This is a genomic window from Virgibacillus indicus, from assembly GCF_002266285.1.
In the GTDB taxonomy this organism is placed as follows: Bacteria; Bacillota; Bacilli; order Bacillales; family Amphibacillaceae; genus Virgibacillus_K; species Virgibacillus_K indicus.
This window is the reverse complement of record NZ_NPMS01000001.1, coordinates 265,320-282,492: the sequence shown is the minus strand read 5'-3', so window position 1 is coordinate 282,492 and position 17,173 is coordinate 265,320. Positions and strand designations below refer to the sequence as shown.

At 38.1% G+C, this 17,173-nt stretch carries 14 protein-coding genes, 1 pseudogene and 1 other annotated feature; of the genes and pseudogenes, 3 read left to right on the top strand and 12 right to left on the bottom strand.

Annotated features, from left to right (window positions below; translation table 11 throughout):
• Positions 1 to 139: 139 nt before the first annotated feature.
• The 5 genes and pseudogenes from CIL03_RS01405 to CIL03_RS01385 form a co-directional block, all read right to left on the bottom strand.
• Positions 140 to 286: pseudogene (locus CIL03_RS01405) on the bottom strand (JAB domain-containing protein); the annotation flags it as partial.
• Between the two features lie 74 nt (positions 287 to 360).
• Positions 361 to 2,244 carry a reverse transcriptase/maturase family protein gene (locus CIL03_RS01400; RefSeq protein WP_094883423.1) on the bottom strand — a complete coding sequence of 628 codons (1,884 nt, stop codon included), beginning with the start codon at positions 2,242 to 2,244 and terminating at the stop codon, positions 361 to 363.
• Between the two features lie 550 nt (positions 2,245 to 2,794).
• Positions 2,795 to 3,364, bottom strand: coding sequence for a RadC family protein (gene radC / locus CIL03_RS01395; RefSeq protein ID WP_094883422.1), 570 nt, complete (start codon positions 3,362 to 3,364; stop codon positions 2,795 to 2,797).
• 178 nt (positions 3,365 to 3,542) lie between these two features.
• Entirely contained in the window at positions 3,543 to 4,436 is an 894-nt protein-coding gene (locus CIL03_RS01390) for an SPOR domain-containing protein (protein WP_094883421.1), read from the bottom strand.
• Between the two features lie 108 nt (positions 4,437 to 4,544).
• The gene (locus tag CIL03_RS01385) at positions 4,545 to 5,822 is read right to left on the bottom strand and encodes a bifunctional folylpolyglutamate synthase/dihydrofolate synthase (protein WP_094883420.1); all 1,278 of its coding nucleotides are present in this window, start codon (positions 5,820 to 5,822) and stop codon (positions 4,545 to 4,547) included.
• 59 nt (positions 5,823 to 5,881) lie between these two features.
• Here CIL03_RS01385 and CIL03_RS01380 point away from each other — a divergent pair, with 59 nt between their 5' ends.
• Together CIL03_RS01380 and CIL03_RS01375 are read left to right on the top strand one after the other, a co-directional pair.
• Positions 5,882 to 6,778: an ATP-grasp domain-containing protein gene (locus CIL03_RS01380; RefSeq protein WP_094883419.1), complete on the top strand. Its 897-nt coding sequence runs from the start codon at positions 5,882 to 5,884 to the stop codon at positions 6,776 to 6,778.
• Between the two features lie 10 nt (positions 6,779 to 6,788).
• A complete protein-coding gene (locus CIL03_RS01375) occupies positions 6,789 to 7,655 on the top strand; it encodes an ATP-grasp domain-containing protein (protein WP_094884415.1) in 867 nt (288 codons plus the stop codon).
• A 20-nt stretch (positions 7,656 to 7,675) separates the two neighbouring features.
• Here CIL03_RS01375 and CIL03_RS01370 read toward each other — a convergent pair whose 3' ends face one another.
• Positions 7,676 to 10,321 carry a valine--tRNA ligase gene (locus CIL03_RS01370; RefSeq protein WP_094883418.1) on the bottom strand — a complete coding sequence of 882 codons (2,646 nt, stop codon included), beginning with the start codon at positions 10,319 to 10,321 and terminating at the stop codon, positions 7,676 to 7,678.
• Between the two features lie 48 nt (positions 10,322 to 10,369).
• Positions 10,370 to 10,603, bottom strand: a binding site (T-box leader).
• A 153-nt stretch (positions 10,604 to 10,756) separates the two neighbouring features.
• Between CIL03_RS01370 and CIL03_RS01365 the strand changes: the two genes are divergently transcribed.
• Positions 10,757 to 10,945, top strand: coding sequence for a hypothetical protein (locus CIL03_RS01365; RefSeq protein ID WP_094883417.1), 189 nt, complete (start codon positions 10,757 to 10,759; stop codon positions 10,943 to 10,945).
• Here CIL03_RS01365 and CIL03_RS01360 read toward each other — a convergent pair.
• The 6 genes from CIL03_RS01360 to hemC all read right to left on the bottom strand — a co-directional run bounded on the left by CIL03_RS01360 (position 10,942) and on the right by hemC (position 17,171).
• Positions 10,942 to 11,955, bottom strand: coding sequence for a phosphotransferase (locus CIL03_RS01360; RefSeq protein ID WP_094883416.1), 1,014 nt, complete (start codon positions 11,953 to 11,955; stop codon positions 10,942 to 10,944). The genes CIL03_RS01365 and CIL03_RS01360 overlap by 4 nt on opposite strands.
• 60 nt (positions 11,956 to 12,015) lie before the next feature.
• Positions 12,016 to 13,044, bottom strand: coding sequence for a stage VI sporulation protein D (spoVID, locus tag CIL03_RS01355; RefSeq protein ID WP_240507977.1), 1,029 nt, complete (start codon positions 13,042 to 13,044; stop codon positions 12,016 to 12,018).
• Between the two features lie 134 nt (positions 13,045 to 13,178).
• On the bottom strand, positions 13,179 to 14,468 hold the full coding sequence (gene hemL, locus CIL03_RS01350) for a glutamate-1-semialdehyde 2,1-aminomutase (RefSeq protein ID WP_094883414.1): 1,290 nt from the start codon (positions 14,466 to 14,468) through the stop codon (positions 13,179 to 13,181).
• Between the two features lie 23 nt (positions 14,469 to 14,491).
• Entirely contained in the window at positions 14,492 to 15,472 is a 981-nt protein-coding gene (gene hemB / locus CIL03_RS01345) for a porphobilinogen synthase (protein WP_094883413.1), read from the bottom strand.
• A gap of 5 nt (positions 15,473 to 15,477) precedes the next feature.
• The gene (locus CIL03_RS01340) at positions 15,478 to 16,242 is read right to left on the bottom strand and encodes a uroporphyrinogen-III synthase (protein WP_094883412.1); all 765 of its coding nucleotides are present in this window, start codon (positions 16,240 to 16,242) and stop codon (positions 15,478 to 15,480) included.
• The gene (gene hemC / locus CIL03_RS01335; RefSeq protein ID WP_094883411.1) at positions 16,242 to 17,171 is read right to left on the bottom strand and encodes a hydroxymethylbilane synthase; all 930 of its coding nucleotides are present in this window, start codon (positions 17,169 to 17,171) and stop codon (positions 16,242 to 16,244) included. The genes CIL03_RS01340 and hemC overlap by 1 nt, the downstream gene beginning before the upstream one ends.
• Positions 17,172 to 17,173 lie beyond the last annotated feature (2 nt).

Below are 17,173 nucleotides of genomic sequence, written 5' to 3'. Positions count from 1 at the left end.
ATTATCGCGAAATAGTAAAATTACTGCATTTGCACGTACCAATCTTAATAAGCGCCACTTTCAATAAAAATCGAAAAATGGCGCTGCATTGTTAGTCGGTTAATATAATTATACGAAAAAATCCATAAAATAGATAGTGTTATAAATAGCCTTTTTCTTTTAATGATACAAATTTTCTATCTCCTATTATTAAATGATCCAAAAGTTCTATTCCTATCATTTTACCGGATTCAACTAAACGTCTTGTAACATGGATATCTTCCTGGGATGGAGAGGGGTCGTAAGATAGGAACCATGTGCCTACTTGATGTTTCCATCAAGGGTTTCACAGTTCCCTCCCCAGAACCGTACGTACGCCTTTCAGCGTATACGGCTCGCCAGTTGACTAATCGGAATTTGCTTCTCATGGTGGTCATGATGGCACTTATAACATAGGACAAGTGTTTTTCTATTACGTTGAATCATAACCTTGTCCAGATATGTTAAGCTACGTTTATTCTTTATGTCCTTTAATTTACGGACGTGATGGACTTCCATCTGACCTTCTGTTATACCGCACGCTTCACAACGATTTGCTAATAAGCGTTGTTCAAATTCTGTTCTACCTGAATATTTCATTGTATTCACCGATATATCTATATCAGGTGGGTCTACTTTGATTGCACCTTTAATTTTTGGAAGGTCTTTTAATTTTACAAACTGGTGGTGTTTGTCGTTACCATACTTATCTTTCCTCATTAAGCATAGTACACCCTGTTTGTGAGTTCTCATGCTTGTAGCAACCTTCATAGAGGTACTTCTTCGTTTATTAGCAATTGTTTTGATAAAACTACTTTCTGCTAAATAGAATAGCTTGTCTAGATGATGATAGTTGTTAGCAAGTTTGTAGTAGTTTGCGATTCCTCGAAGCTCTGCGTTAAAGGTATACAGTATTTCTAGCTCCGAATTGTTAATAAGTTTTGTCCTGTGGGTTATTTTAAATGTGTCCAAATTTCCATATCCGTTTTTTATTGAAAATGCTTTTATTTTCTTTTCGGGAATTTCTAACTTTATTGCACCTGAAAGTGTCCGTTTTTTCAGTGGATGTTTTTGGTTTTTATATGTGACTCCTTTGACCTTAACCTCATTCCATCTTCGGAATTCATATCCGAGAAATAGTATCGAATTCTCTAGGTGTGTAATAAGTGTCTTTTCCTCACTTAGCTCAAGTTCCAATTCATGTTCAAGAAAATTCCGTGCCAACTCTTTTATTTTCATTGCACGTGCCTTGTTCCCGGCAATGCCAATGACGAAATCGTCAGCATAACGAACGTACTTCATTCTTTGATAGTTATCATCCATTGGATCAACTGACGGGACAGTCAAACTTTGCTTTTTGAAGTTTTGTATTTGGTCGATTAGCACTGACCGTTTCTCCCAAAGTTTGTGTCCGTATTTTTCGTCTAGCCTATTGATTTTTCTTTTAGTTTTCTCAATTTTTGATTTGAAAGCTTTTGTTTCTTTGCTTCTGGCTCTTGTTTTGCCTTTATCGAATTCTTCCATTTGTTTTTCCATAAATAAGTCAAACTCATGAAGATAGATATTGGCTAACAAAGGTGAGATAATACCTCCCTGTGGCGTACCGCTGTATGTTTTATGGTATGTCCAATTTTCCATGACACCACTTGTAAGAGCGTTATGAATAAGAAGCAGGAAACGATTGTCATGAATTTTCTTTGATATTAAATTGGTTAATACAGAATGGTCAATATGGTCGAAGAAGCCTTTAATGTCTCCTTCAATACACCATGTTAGACCTTTCCATGTGTTTTTGATTTGGGATAGAGCCGTATGACAGCTTCTTCCTTCTCTAAACCCATGGGAATTGTCTGAGAATACTGGTTCATATACATTATCTAGTATCATTCTCATAACTTCCTGTACCAACTTATCTTTAAAGTCAGGAACTCCTAGAGGTCTCTTTTTCCCATTAGATTTCGGGATATAAACCCTTCTTACAGGCGCAAAGCGGAATGTTCCAGCTTTTAATTGTTCAATGATGTCATCAATTTTCTTTAAGCCGAAGCCATCTATTGTTTCATTAGATGTACCTTTTGTTAGATTCCCTGCATTCGGATATAATTTTGCATATGCTTTAATCCACAGTTCTTTGTTATACATAAGGCGGTAACAATCCGTAACGGTGTTCCCTTTTTGAGAAGCATTCCTTATAACGTCTAACTGTCGAAATGGATTTGTTGCCATATTCATGACTCCTTTCTAGTTAACGTTAACATCAACCTGTTTTTCTTCCCCCTGCTAAACTCATTACGAGCAAACGTTGGGTACTATAAAAACTCCGTTATCCTATGCGCTTTTCAGAGACCTGTGTCTAATAGCCATAAGGCACTCGCACTTAGATAATCCCTGCATTATGACATAAATTTAGGTATGTGATGGTTAGGTATCCCTTTCGACAGTTTCTTCTAGTGGAAGATTGAAGGATAAATCTTACTATGGACAGGAAAGCGGCGATTTCCCACAGACGCTCTGGAGATACGTCCCCCATTTTATCCTCAATACCTGTTAGCTATCGTAGGTAAAGGCGCACCCATCGCTCATTCGTCTAGGATTCAGGCAGTATAGCTTTTACCATACATCACTTGGTCTGAAGAACTGACTCGACATGGATAGCTTTGTCGTCTTTTCTCCTTTTCACATCATGCTATGTTTCCTCTATGAGTTTCCTCTCAAGGTAAGATGCTGACCATAGAACATTGCAAGAAGTTCTAGATTTCAAATGAAATCGCTAAATTTACGCACCTTGCAGGCGCACGCCACTGGGATGGTTATGGGCAACGATAATCGATGCTGCTGAACGTTTTACTGCTTCACGAAATACTTCACGGGGATGTACGATAGAAGCATTCAGACTGCCGATGAAAATAGTCTGTCTATGAATGATCTGATTCTTGGTATTCAAAAAAAGAACGACGAAATGTTCCTGGGTTAAGCTTCGCATTTCCTCCATTACATAATCCGCTCCGTCCTCTGGTGAGCGAATTATATACCGGTCATTTGGCTTGTACTGATTCATTCTTTTTCCAAGCTCGATTGCAGAAAGTATCAGCACTCCTTTAGCATCACCAATTCCCTTTATTGCTGTTAATTCTTCGATGGTCGCATCACTCAGTAATTTCAAACCCTCAAAGTGCATTAGGACTCGATTAGCCAGTGCCATAACGGATTCTTCCCTGGTGCCGCTGCCCAGTAAAATAGCAAGCATTTCCTGATTTGATAAGTGAGCTGCACCTAATTTCATCAAACGCTCTCTTGGACGATCTTCTTTGGGTACATCCTTAATCATAATCGTTGTTTCTGTCATTATTTTGCCTCCAATCTTTATTAGCTTCTATATTAGAAGGTAAAATAGATTGGAGGCAACTATGCAAAAGTTTATTTTAAAGCAGTTTGACACGTCCATTTCAGAATTTTCTCTTATAAGAAAATTGATTATCAGACAACTATTATATAGTAAAATTTAAAATTTGATAGATTGAAAATTATTTATTTAGTACTTCATCATATTTTAACCATAGGTTTAAAAGAAAATATTGATACTTCCCGCTGTCAGCAGTTTCCATTTCCCCCGATAGCTCTTTGATCATAGAAGATAAGCCGGATAACTTTTCCGATTCCTCTGGATAATCCGCACTTAGTGTTAACCATTGTTCCATCGATTTACTTTCGGCATTATTCAGGCTGTTCATTGTTTCCTTCCACAGATTCTGGAAAGATATCAGCCAGTCATGTTCTGTATCAGTAAGCTCCGCTTCTATTCCCCCAGTTGTCCACTCTTTCACGAAAATATCAAAGCCATTTCCTTGCAAATCTTCTGCAGCCTGCTTCGCTTCATCTTTTGATCCGGCTATTCCGGCAAATAAATAGAATTGACTTTCCACTTCCCAAATAATGGAAGACAGACCAGCTTCTTCATAGTCATCTGCCCAAACTTCAGCATTGGACTTTTCAGAAAACACTCCCCCCTGCAGAACAAAAGCACTGACCGGATCAAGTGTGTATGCAGCTGATTCCACTGGCTTGTCCTCTGATTTATTATCCTCTGCATCTGCCACCGCAGGAGTTAAATTCCCATCCCCGCCTGCCTGTATATCATCGTTGAAACCTCCAAACATTTTTAGCATTGTAAAGCCTAATAAGCCGCCTATTACAATCGCAGATATTGTAGCAATAATGATAGGTTTAAATTGTTTTGCTTTCCTGTCTTTTTTGCCTTTTGACTTATTTTTATCGTAATTCTTTACAAAAGTCGGTATAGAGTCGTCCCCCGAATTTTGAAGGGTTGCCGCCTGTTCATATTTCCCTGATTTCTTAGAACCATACTTATTCTTAGCCTTTCGCTGCGATGGTAATTTCCATTTACTATTCTTGTCCACACTTTTCCCTCACTTTGCCTGATAGATTTTGTTTCACTCTAGCATATGCTGGATAAAATGTAAGACGAATCCTGTCAAACTGATTAATAATCGTTCAACATAAAATAGTTAATTATGCGATAGCAAATATTCTCTTACTTGTGCGATAAAATTTAGGGAACCAGTAATAAAATAGTTGCCATCACTCGGATCTATTTGTTTTATAGCAGTTTTAAAATCCGTTGCAATCCTTTTAGTCTCTGCCTGAGTTAAACGATACAAGTCTTCTGCACTTGCTGCACGTGGATGCTGAAAAGTAGTTACCGTAATTGTTTCAAAATAACCACTAAGCTTGTTTAGCATTGTTTCCAGATCTTTATCTTTAAATGCGGAAAAAATAAGATGCTTAGGTTTTTCGTTATAATTTACAGTTACTGTTTGTAAAAATGTATCAATTCCTGCTGGATTATGTGCACCGTCTAAAACAATAATAGGGTTATGTTGAATTATTTCGAATCTGCCCGGTACCCTGGTTGATTTGATAGCCTCAATCGACTTGTTCGTATTTACCTTTAAACCCGTCTCGGAAAGCAGTTTGAGGGCCATGAAGGCAATGGAGGCGTTTTTCACCTGGTGCTCACCAAGGATTTGAACAGATAACATATGTAATTCGTTATCCTTTCTCCATGAAAACTGTTGTGTTCCTGCAATTTTTTCTGCCAGTTTATAAGTAAAACTATCGCCCAGTTGATAGCTTTTTGTCTTTTTATCATGAATTTCAGTTTCCATAACTTCCAGTGCTTCCAGTTCCATTTCACCTAAAATTACCGGTACATGCTTTTTAATGATGCCGGCTTTATGGTATGCAATTTCCTTTAGGCTTTCTCCTAAAAATTGTGTATGGTCCTTTGCAACATTTGTTATAATGGACAGGGCGGGTGTAAAGCAGTTAGTTGTATCCTCCCTGCCTCCCATTCCAGCTTCGATAATAGCAATATCCACAGTTTTTGAAAAGAATAAAAAAGCAAGTGCAGTGATAATTTCAAATTCAGTCGGAGACATATTTCGATTATCCAGCTGCCTGATTGCCGGGTATATTTCATTACATAGGTCAAGAAAAACCTCTTCAGATATAAACGTATCATCAATGCCGACATGTCCAGTTAAACCGGTAAGACTTGGCGACGAAAAAACACCTATGCGAAATCCATTCGCCTGAAGGGCATTCTTTATAAATTGTACGGTTGATCCTTTGCCGTTCGTACCTGCGATATGAATGGCCCGAATTTTAGTTTGCGGGTTTCCCAGTAAATCAAGTAAACTGTATATTCTATCTAATCCCGGTTTAATTCCAAGAGATTTTCTGCTGTCAAAAAACGCTTCTGTCTGCTGATAGCTTTCAAACATTTGAACACCGCTTTCTTTAAATCAATTACTAAATAGTATAGCAGAAAGGATAAGATTAATTGAAAAAAAGAGGATGGATTATATATAACGGAAACTTACCAGGTAATAAATTTCTGGATTATGCCCAGTGGATTCAAGAAGCTGCTTCTAAACAAGATAGCCAGACAATTATTATCAAAAATAACGAGCTTCTCAGCTTTCTGGGAACGAATCAATTGGAACTTTTAGCTGCTTCAAAAATGGAACTTCCTGATTATGTAGTTTTTGCTGATAAAGATATCTATTTAGCCCGACAGCTTGAACAGCTGGGACTTCGGGTTTTTAACAGTTCACACGCTATAGAATCCAGTGATGACAAAATTACTACGTACCAGCAATTAGCCATTAATAAATTACCAATACCGAAAACGATTATCGCACCTAAAATTTTTGCCACTGGAAGAATTGATTCTAAAAGCATTGAAGAAGCAATTGGGAAACTTGGATTTCCTATGATCATCAAAGAAGCTTTTGGATCATTCGGTGAACAAGTATATCTGGTGAACTCTGAAGAAGAATTAAATTTAAAAGTTCTTGAATTACAAGGAAAAGCTTTTATGTTTCAGGAGTTTGTTTCCTCAAGTTATGGAAGGGATATGCGATTGCAAGTTGTAGGGGATAAAGTTGTAGCAGCGATGAAACGGACAGCAGCTAATGATTTCCGTGCAAATGTTACTGCAGGCGGAAAGATGGCAGCCTATCAGCCAACAGAGCAGGAAGAGAAATTGGCAATTCTCGCCACAAAAGCAATAGAAGCAGATTTTGCAGGAGTTGACCTGTTATTCGGTCCAGATAAAAATGCATTAGTCTGTGAAATTAACTCGAACGCACATATTCATAATATGTACGATTGCACGGGAATCAATGCTGCAGACTATATAGTAGAGTATATACTAGGGCAGCCTGATGATGAATGAAGGTGAAATGATGAAACAAGGATGGTTAATCTACAGTGGATCAGATGCACAAACAAATCAGACCTATATAGACTGGTTTATTAAGGAAGCTGAGCTTCAGGATCTGAACTTAGAGCTTATTTTAAGAGAAGATATCAGTATTGGAATTGTCGCGAATGAAAGAAGCATTAAAATAAATGGTAAATCTGTTTCTAAACCTGCATTTGTTGTTGTTCGCATAATGGACCCCTTTTTAAGCCTTTATTTGGAATCATGCGGTATTGCAGTTTTTAATCCATCATCCATTTCACGTGTGTGTAATGACAAAGCATTAACACATCATTGTATAAGTAAACTTAATATTCCAATGGTGGATACATTATTTTTCAGGAAAAATAACAATCCAGCCTCTCCTCCCCTGCCTTATCCTTTTGTTGCAAAAGAAACCATGGGCAGAGGCGGAAGCCAAGTTTACTATATTGAGGATCACAAAGGCTGGGAAAATGCGGTTTCTGTTATAACAGATGATTTCATCGTACAGTCCAGCAATGTAAAGCTTGGAAAAGATTTACGCGTTTTTGTTGTTGGACGGGAAATAGTTGGGGCAGTTTTAAGGGAAAGTGATCATGATTTCAGAGCAAATTTTAAATTGGGTGGTTCAGCAAAATTATATACATTAAGTGAACAGGAGAAGTCAATGATTCAAAAGATTGTTAATCATTTTAACTTTGGCATGGTTGGGATTGACTTTTTAATTGGAACTGATGATGGACTTCTATTTAATGAAATCGAGGATGTCGTAGGATCAAGAACCCTCAGTGCTGTCAGCAATATAAATATTGTTTGGAAATATGTGACTTATATAAAAACAACCATTGAAAAGCGGAATTCCGATTAATACCGGAATTCCGCTTCTTGCTAAGCCTGTAACTCGTCAATTCTCATCTTAACTTTTGACTGTTTTTCAAGATAATCTTTTTCCTTCTGCTTTTCTTCCTCAACAACTGCTGCCGGGGCTTTTTTAACAAACCCTTCATTGGCTAATTTTTTCTGTACACGTTCTACTTCCTTTGTCCACTTGGCCAATTCCTTTTCCAGACGCTCGATTTCCTTGTCAAAATCAATTAGACCTGCAAGCGGAAGGTAAATTTCTGCTCCTGTTACCACTGCTGTCATTGATTTTTCCGGTATATCAATTTTTGTTGCAATCGTTAATTCCTCTGGATTGCAAAAGCGTTCCAAATAATCCCGATTACTTTCAAGTTCTGCTGCAATCGTATTATTTTCTGTATGGATTAGCATTTTAATTTGTTTTGACATTGGTGTATTTACTTCTGCTCTGATATTACGTACAGATTTAATAATCGAGACGAGCCGCTTCATTTCTTTGGATGCTGTCTCGTCATGAAATTCGGCTCGTGCTTCCGGCCATTTTGCAACTGTAATGGAATCACCCTGGTGTGGAAGCTGCTGCCAAATTTCTTCCGTAATAAACGGCATATATGGATGAAGCATACGCATTGTCTGATCAAGTACATATGCAAGTACGGATTGAGTTGTTTTCTTTTTAGCCTCATCTTCACCATATAATGGAACTTTAGCCATTTCTATATACCAGTCACACAATTCATCCCAGATAAAATTGTATAATTGACGGCCTGCTTCGCCAAATTCGTATTTATTCGTATTTTTCGTAACATGTTCGATTGTTTCATTCAGCCTGGTTAATATCCATTTATCAGCAAGGGATTTTTCCCCTGATAAATCAATATCCTCATAGCTGAAGTTTTCAAGATTCATTAATGAAAAACGGGAAGCATTCCATACCTTATTGGCAAAGTTCCATGTGGATTCAACTTTCTCCCAATGGAAACGCAAGTCCTGACCTGGCGTTGATCCAGTCAAAAGGAAGTAACGCAGTGAGTCTGCACCATATTTTTCAATAACATCCATTGGGTCAACCCCATTACCAAGCGATTTACTCATTTTGCGTCCTTCTGCGTCACGGATCAATCCATGGATCAGAACATCCTTAAACGGCTTTTCATTAGTAAATTCCTTCGACTGGAAGATCATTCTTGCTACCCAGAAAAAGATGATGTCATATCCTGTCACAAGTACGTCTGTAGGGAAATAACGTTTAAAATCTTCTGCCTCTCTGTTTGGCCAGCCCATTGTCGAGAATGGCCATAAAGCCGATGAAAACCATGTATCAAGAACATCTTCATCCTGTTCCCAGTTCTCAATATCCTTTGGAGCATCTTTACCCACATAAATTTCATTGGTTTCTTTATGATACCATGCGGGAATACGATGTCCCCACCAAAGCTGGCGGGAAATACACCAGTCTCTGATATTTTCCATCCAGTTTAAATAGGTGTGTTCGAATCGTTCCGGAACGAAATTAACTTTGTCTTCGCTCTTTTGCAGTTCAACCGCCGCATCTGCCAATGGCTGCATGTCAACAAACCATTGTGTTGATAAATATGGTTCAACAACAGCACCACTTCGTTCTGAGTGCCCAACCTGATGAACTCTTTCTTCTATATCAAACAGTACTTCCATTTCCTGAAGATCCTTGACAATCTGCTTTCTGCATTCAAAGCGGTCAAGACCTTTATATTTACCGGCATTTTCATTCATGGAACCATCTTCATTCATTACCAGTACACGTTCCAAGTTATGGCGGTTCCCTATTTCAAAATCATTCGGATCATGTGCTGGCGTTATTTTAACAGCACCAGATCCCAATTCCATATCAACATAGTCATCGGCAACAATTTCGATTTCACGGCCAACAATTGGTAAAGTAACTGTTTTGCCAATTAAATGCTTATATCTGTCATCTTTCGGATGAACAGCCACAGCTGTGTCTCCAAGCATCGTTTCCGGTCGTGTTGTTGCAATTTCTATTGTTTCATCGCTATCGTTTATTGGGTAACGCATATGATAAAATTTCCCCTGAATCTCTTCATAAATAACTTCAATATCGGAAAGTGCTGTTTTTGTTTGCGGATCCCAGTTAATGATGTATTCCCCGCGATAAATTAATCCTTTTTCATATAACTTTATAAAAACCTCTTTCACAGCGTCAGATAGTCCATGATCTAAAGTGAAGCGCTCTCTGGAATAATCAAGCCCAAGACCAAGTTTTTCCCATTGGGATCGAATAAAATCAGCATACTCTTCCTTCCAATCCCAAGCTGTTTCAAGAAACTTTTCACGACCTAATTCATAGCGGTTTGTACCTTGTTCCTTTAATTTGGCTTCAACCTTTGCCTGTGTTGCAATTCCAGCATGGTCCATTCCTGGAAGCCATAAAACGTCATAGCCTTGCATCCGTTTCATGCGGGAAATCGTATCCTGCATTGTTGTATCCCAGGCATGCCCCAGATGGAGCCTTCCAGTTACATTTGGCGGAGGAATTACAATCGAAAAAGGTTCTTTTTTCTGATCCCCAGCTGCTTCAAAGAATTTCCCTTTAAGCCAAAATTGATACCGGTCTTTTTCAACTGCCTGCGGATTATATTTTGATGGCAGTGATGGTGTCTGATTTTCATCCATAATACATACCTCCTATTTTTGAAACCAAAAAACCCTTTTCATCCTTAGATAAAGGACGAAAAGGGTATATTTCCGTGGTACCACCTTTGTTTACAAATGAAAAAATCCACTTGTACACTCGATTGATTGGTAACGGCTGACTGCCGGCATCTTCTACTGCAATTTCAAAGATGCTGCTTCAAGGGCGACCTTCCAAAATAGTAAATCCCTAGGAAACTTTCAGCTCATGGTTTCCCTCTCTGCAGGCGTCTATTTTGTACTCTTCCCTATCATTGCATTTCGTTATTTTCTTTTATTTTATCCATAACTCAGGCTTTCCGTCAACTATTACAATAATTTTTGCACAAAACATCGGTATATATACATATTATATAAAATAATGAAGCAAAAGTGAAGTGTACGATAAATAGTCTTTTCAAAAAAGAGGTGATAAACATGGCGAGGTATTACAGATATCGACTGCCACCTTGGGCAAGGCATTGTATTATTGTAATAGAAAAAGTTACCTTACCAATTTTGATATTCCAATTATTGCGTACATTATTTTTCCCAACCACTCTTGATGTGTTTTTACTGGGGTTATTAGTAGGCCTGTTCATTGCTTTCTATTTGGAATGGATTTAGCTTTCAAGATCATCAAACACGGCCATTTCATATTCTTTTTCAATATAACCGGACAGCTGCAATCCAAATATAATCCTGCGGTATGCATGCTGCAGCCGTATCAAATCAGTGATCATCGTACCATCTGTTCTTTCATTCACGACTTCCTGAATAATGGTAATGTATTCGTTGGGGTCTAATAAATGGATCACGAGCAGTTGCAGCTCATTATCCGTCAATTCATTTTCTGCTGTATAAGAGGAAAACTGCTCGATTAGTGCGTCGGATGGTGAATCGTAAAAGGTAATTTCACTTCTGAACAATCCAGTAAGGTCCATGACGGCATTATCAATTTTTGCCCTCTCAAGGTTTAATAAATAGGTCTGATTTGAAAATAGCATATGAGAAAAATTCAATTGTCCATGACATAAACTGTAATTCCAGGATATCTTCTCATCTTCTTGATCTGTTAGTTTTTTTAGCCGTTTATTTATTTCTTTCAGTGCATATTCCAGATCACGGTATTGTGTACAAACAAGCAGTTCGAATGGAGACATATACCTTGATTTTTCAAACTGTTCTACCGCGCCTATCAGATTTGCTGCTGCATCCTCACAAAATAATCGATATGTATCAAAATTACGAATGAATGCATCTGCAGCAATAAACTGCTCTTTTTTTGTTTTTGCATGCATCATTCCCAAATTACGAAATAGAAATTCTATGTTTTGCTTATCCCGTTTCCCATTTTCCGCATCAATCCAAGGGGTTAAATAATAGATGCTTTCATCCAATTCAGCATATAATTTTCTGTTTTCCGTTATATATACTGGTAAAATAATCGATATATTTTGTTCAAAAGCCTGCTGGTAGGTTTTTTCCCAATTTGCTATCGTGTCTTTTCTCAAGGAACTTTGTTTGAGTGCATATACAAATCGTCCATCATTTACACGATAAACTCGATCGGTTATTTTATCAATTGTCTTAGGATAAACACCATAGGCATCCAGCACTTCTTTGATTTTTTCCATCTATTTGTCACCACCTGTTAAAAAGCTTACTACCCCTTGTCAAATGCAAGGGGCAGATTTTTATTTCTTATTCGGAATGTATAGCAATTGACCCTCTGTTACGTCATAATCTTCGTCTAACTGGTTTTGTTTTATTAATTGTAATGTTGTTACCTTATACCGTTCGGCAATTGTCTCAATCGTATCCTTATCCTGCACGATGCACAGCCTCATTTGTGCATAGTTTTCTTCTTCAGATTTTCTGAACATGCCTGAAAGATAACTTACATCTTCAACAGATTCCACTTCACGGCTTTCTTCGCTTTCATAGAAATCAACCGTCTCATATTCATCTGCATTATCTAAAGAAAAATCCTCATTACTGGCTTCCGGCGGATTATTTTCATGATTTTCATCGTCCAGCTCATTAAAAAATTCTTTCAATGTTTTAGATTGCTGCTTAAATTTCCAGCGGTCCGTTTCTGCAGATTCGTCTCCGGTTTCCGGCGCTAATGAAGGTATATCCTCTGGGTTCACCGCTTGCGGAACATCTGGTGACTCTTTCTCTTGTTTGATTTCAAATTGAAATGAATCCCCTGGCTCCTCTCGAGCCATTGCTGGAGTATTGTCTGCTTTTTCCCCACTGTCTTCCACATCATCTAATGGTTTCTCAGCTTCATTTTGGATCCCCTGAATTTGAATTTTAGAGAACAGTTGAAATTTGCCAGGTTCAGGTATTTCATAATCAAATGATTCAATCTGCACGTTTACATCATTTATATCATTTACCCTATATGCCGGAACAGAAATTTCAACAGGGAACCGGTGTATAAATTCTGTTTCGCCTTCCTCTATGTCTACAACTTTTTCTACATAGCGTTTTGATTGATAATCGTTAAAATCAAGTGGCGGATCTTCCTGAGATGATGCCGCCTTCAGATATTCACCGCGTAATTCGATTACACCTCTTATCGAGATATACTCACTAAAAGACTGAATAGAAATGTCAGGATCCAAAGAAACTCCTCGCATTTCTTCTACTTCCTGTCCTTTTTCAAAATAAAGGGCCTCATTTAACTCAAAGCTGAATACCGGCTGATCATTTGCCAAGTGATTTCCTCCCTTCAACATATATTCCATATGCTTATATGTCTAAATTATCTATATGAGACATATTTGAAGGTTATGCTTAGGAATTAAAAAAGGAGGTTGTCACATATAAGTGTGACAACCTCCTTTACAGCTTACTTTTCAATTTTCGAAAATACGTTTCGAACAGCTTGAATTGTTTTATCAATATCTTCATCTGTATGTGCCGTTGAAAGGAATAATCCTTCAAATTGTGATGGAGGCAAAAATACTCCTTCTTCAATCATGCCACGGTAATATTGAGCAAAGTAATCCAGATTAGATTTTTGAGCTGTTTCAAAATTTATCACAGGTTCATTTGTAAAGAAAACTCCCACCATTGAACCAGCACGATTAATATGCAGCGGAATACTGAAATCAATCGCAGCCTGTTTAAAACCTTCAACTAATTGATCCACTTTACTGTTAATCACTTTATAGGATGATTCATCCAATTGACTCAATGTTTCATAGCCTGCAGTCATCGCCAAGGGATTCCCTGATAATGTTCCTGCCTGGTAAATGGAACCTGATGGCGCAATATTTTCCATAATCTCACGTTTGCCGCCATATGCTCCTACAGGCAGACCACCACCAATGACTTTGCCTAGACATGTTAAATCAGGAGTCACCCCAAAATGACCTTGTGCACAATTATATCCTACACGGAAACCAGTCATTACTTCATCAAAAATAAGTAAAGTACCATTATCTTCAGTTATTCTTCTTAAATTCTGCAGGAAATCATCAACTGGCGGTACCACTCCCATATTACCTGAAACAGGTTCTACGATTACCGCAGCAATATCATCCCCATACTGATCAAACGCGTAACGAACACTTTCTGTATCATTATATGGTACTGTAATCGTGTTTTTCGCAATGGATTCCGGAACACCGGGACTATCTGGCAATCCTAATGTAGCGACTCCAGATCCTGCTTTAATCAGCAAAGAATCTCCATGACCATGGTAATTCCCCTCGAATTTCAGGATTTTATCTCTTCCTGTATAACCCCTTGCAAGCCGGAGCGCACTCATCGTTGCTTCCGTTCCTGAATTCACCATTCTGAGCATTTCTATGGAAGGTACCCTGTCAATAACAAGTTGTGCCAATTTATTTTCTAAAATAGTTGGTGCACCAAAGCTTGTACCCTTTTCAGCCGCTTCTTTTAATTTACTGACAACACGCTCATCGGCATGACCAAGAATTAACGGTCCCCAGCTTAATACATAGTCAATATATTTATTGCCGTCAATATCCGTTATTTTTGAACCTTTTCCCTGTTCCATAAAGATCGGGGTCATACCAACTGATTTAAATGCCCTAACAGGCGAGTTAACTCCACCTGGCATTAAATCAACCGCTTCCTTGTATGCATCTGCTGAGATATCAAAACTTCTCATTTAATAATCCCTCCTCGATTTCATTATTCATTCAACCATTTTGCTGCATCTTTAGCAAAATACGTAATAATAAGATCTGCACCTGCTCGTTTCATTGCTGTCAGTTTTTCCAATACTAATTCCTTTTCATTTATCCAGCCTTGCAATGCAGCTGCTTTTACCATGGAGTATTCTCCACTGACATTATAAGCAACGACTGGAACGTTTGTCATATCTCTCACTTCACGAACAATATCCAGGTAGGACAAAGCCGGTTTGACAATAAGAAAATCTGCTCCCTCTTCAATATCTGACTCCGCTTCCCGTAATGCTTCCAAACGATTAGCCGGATCCATCTGATAGGTCTTGCGATCTCCAAATTGTGGTGTACTGTCTGCAGCATCACGAAATGGTCCATAAAATGAAGAAGCATATTTTACAGCATAGGACATAATCGGAATATGGCTGAAACCTGACTCATCAAGTGCCTGGCGTATTACCGCCACAAACCCGTCCATCATGTTAGAAGGCGCAATTATGTCTGCACCAGCTTTAGCTTGTGAGACAGCAGTTTTAGCCAATAGTTTCAATGATTCATCATTGTCAACATCATGGTTATGAATAACACCACAATGGCCATGTGAAGTATATTCACATAAACATGTATCAGCTAAAACAAGTATTTCAGGAAAATCTTTTTTTACAATCCGTGTAGCTTCCTGAACGATTCCATTATCAACAAATGCTCCGGTACCCTGTTCATCTTTCTCATGAATGACGCCAAAAAACATAATTGCTTTAATTCCCAGATCATATACTTCTTTAACTTCCCCTGCTAACAGATCCAGCGAAACTTGATAAATCCCGGGCATTGACGCGATTTCGTTTTTAATATTTTCTCCTTCGATAACAAATATTGGGTATATAAAATCATTTGTACGCAAATGATTTTCCCTAACCAATGACCTCATTGAAGCAGATGACCTTAATCTGCGATGACGTTTAAACTCAATATTCTTAGACATTAAATCTATCCTTCCCCGACAATATATTTGCTGACACTTTCTATCATGCCTTCAATTGTAAATTCATCTGCTGTAATGACAGAAGAAAATCCCAGCTCCCTCGCTCGAGTCTCTGTAGTTGTGCCAATACATACACATATAGCATTACTCTCGGCATTTGCTGCATTCACAAATGCTTCTACTGCAGATGGACTTGTAAATGTAATAAAATCCAAATCTTTTTGCTTTAAAATTTCATTTAATTGAGCTTCAACTGCAGCATTAAAAGAAGTCCTATACACAACTATCGAATCAAAAACAACACCATTTTGTGAAAACTGCTCAGGAAGAATATCTCTCGAGCGAGTTCCGCGTACCAGCAATATTGGACTGTCAGCTTGAAAATTACTTAAAAATTCCTCAGCCATAACTTCAGCATTGAAAACAGCAGGAACAAAGTCTGCAGAATAACCATACGCATTTAAAGCTTTTTCTGTCTTTGTCCCAACAGCGGCCATTCGAACCGTCTGCAGTTTATTATTAACCAGATTATATTTCTCTGCTAATTGAAAGAAGCATCGGACTCCGTTTGCACTCGTAAAAAAAATCCATTGGTATTTTTCGATAGCATTGAAATAATTGCGGGTATCTTCTTGATCAATACATGTTATTTTAAGAAGTGGAGCCTCAATCGGCTTTCCTCCATGCTGTAAAATTTTATCCGAAAATTCTTTTGCCTGATTCTCTTCTCTTGTTACAAGTATTTTCTTTCCATGTAAAGAGCCAGACATTACTGGTCAAGCTCCTCTTTAACCTGTTCTACGATTTCTTTGGCACCCTGTTTAATCAGCTTATCTGCAGCTTCTTCTCCAACTGCTTTTGGATCAGTGCCTCTGACAATTTCTTTTAAAATAGTCTTGCCGTCAGGAGTACCAACTAATGCAGTTAACACAATTTCATCATTTTCCAGGTATGCATGGCCGCCAATAGGCACTTGACATCCGCCTTCAAGCAAATGAAGGAAAGTTCGTTCTGCAGTTACTGTCCTTGTTGTATATTCATCATTTATTTTTGCCAGTAATTCACTGATTTCATTATCATCTTCCCTTGATTCTATGGCAAGTGCGCCCTGTCCTACCGCAGGGACACAAATTTCCGGTTCCAGGTAATCGGTAATAAGGTCCTCACTTAATCCTACTCGTTTTAAACCGGAAACTGCTAAGATTATTGCATCATAATCTTCTTCCTGTAACTTTCTTAAGCGTGTTTCAATATTACCGCGAATCCACTTAATCGACACATCAGGCCGTTCTGCCAAAATCTGAGCTGACCTTCTTAAACTGCTTGTACCAACAATAGCTCCCTCAGGTAAATCCTTTAAGGCTGCATTATTTTTTGAAATAAATGCATCACGGTGATCTTCTCTGACAGGTATGGAAGATATTTTCAAACCGTCTGGCATGACAGACGGCATATCCTTCATGCTATGTACCGCGAAATCTATTTCTTTATCATACATAGCTTGTTCAATTTCTTTTACAAAAAGTCCTTTTCCGCCTACTTTTGATAAAGTGACATCAAGTATCCGGTCACCTTTGGTAACAATTTTCTTTATTTCAAACTCGTTTTGCACTCCTGCTTTTTTCAACTGATCAATAACCCATTCGGTTTGTGTTAAAGCTAAATTACTTTTTCTGGAACCGACGATAATCTTACGCATTT

Excerpts from the sequence above, each read along its gene's own strand:
- CIL03_RS01400 (WP_094883423.1), bottom strand. The coding sequence starts at position 2,244 with ATGGCAACAAATCCATTTCGACAGTTAGACGTTATAAGGAATGCTTCT.
- radC (WP_094883422.1), bottom strand. The coding sequence starts at position 3,364 with ATGACAGAAACAACGATTATGATTAAGGATGTACCCAAAGAAGATCGT.
- CIL03_RS01385 (WP_094883420.1), bottom strand. The coding sequence starts at position 5,822 with ATGTTTGAAAGCTATCAGCAGACAGAAGCGTTTTTTGACAGCAGAAAA.
- CIL03_RS01375 (WP_094884415.1), top strand. The coding sequence starts at position 6,789 with ATGAAACAAGGATGGTTAATCTACAGTGGATCAGATGCACAAACAAAT.
- CIL03_RS01370 (WP_094883418.1), bottom strand. The coding sequence starts at position 10,321 with ATGGATGAAAATCAGACACCATCACTGCCATCAAAATATAATCCGCAG.
- CIL03_RS01365 (WP_094883417.1), top strand. The coding sequence starts at position 10,757 with ATGGCGAGGTATTACAGATATCGACTGCCACCTTGGGCAAGGCATTGT.
- CIL03_RS01360 (WP_094883416.1), bottom strand. The coding sequence starts at position 11,955 with ATGGAAAAAATCAAAGAAGTGCTGGATGCCTATGGTGTTTATCCTAAG.
- hemL (WP_094883414.1), bottom strand. The coding sequence starts at position 14,468 with ATGAGAAGTTTTGATATCTCAGCAGATGCATACAAGGAAGCGGTTGAT.
- hemB (WP_094883413.1), bottom strand. The coding sequence starts at position 15,472 with ATGTCTAAGAATATTGAGTTTAAACGTCATCGCAGATTAAGGTCATCT.
- CIL03_RS01340 (WP_094883412.1), bottom strand. The coding sequence starts at position 16,242 with ATGTCTGGCTCTTTACATGGAAAGAAAATACTTGTAACAAGAGAAGAG.
- hemC (WP_094883411.1), bottom strand. The coding sequence starts at position 17,171 with ATGCGTAAGATTATCGTCGGTTCCAGAAAAAGTAATTTAGCTTTAACA.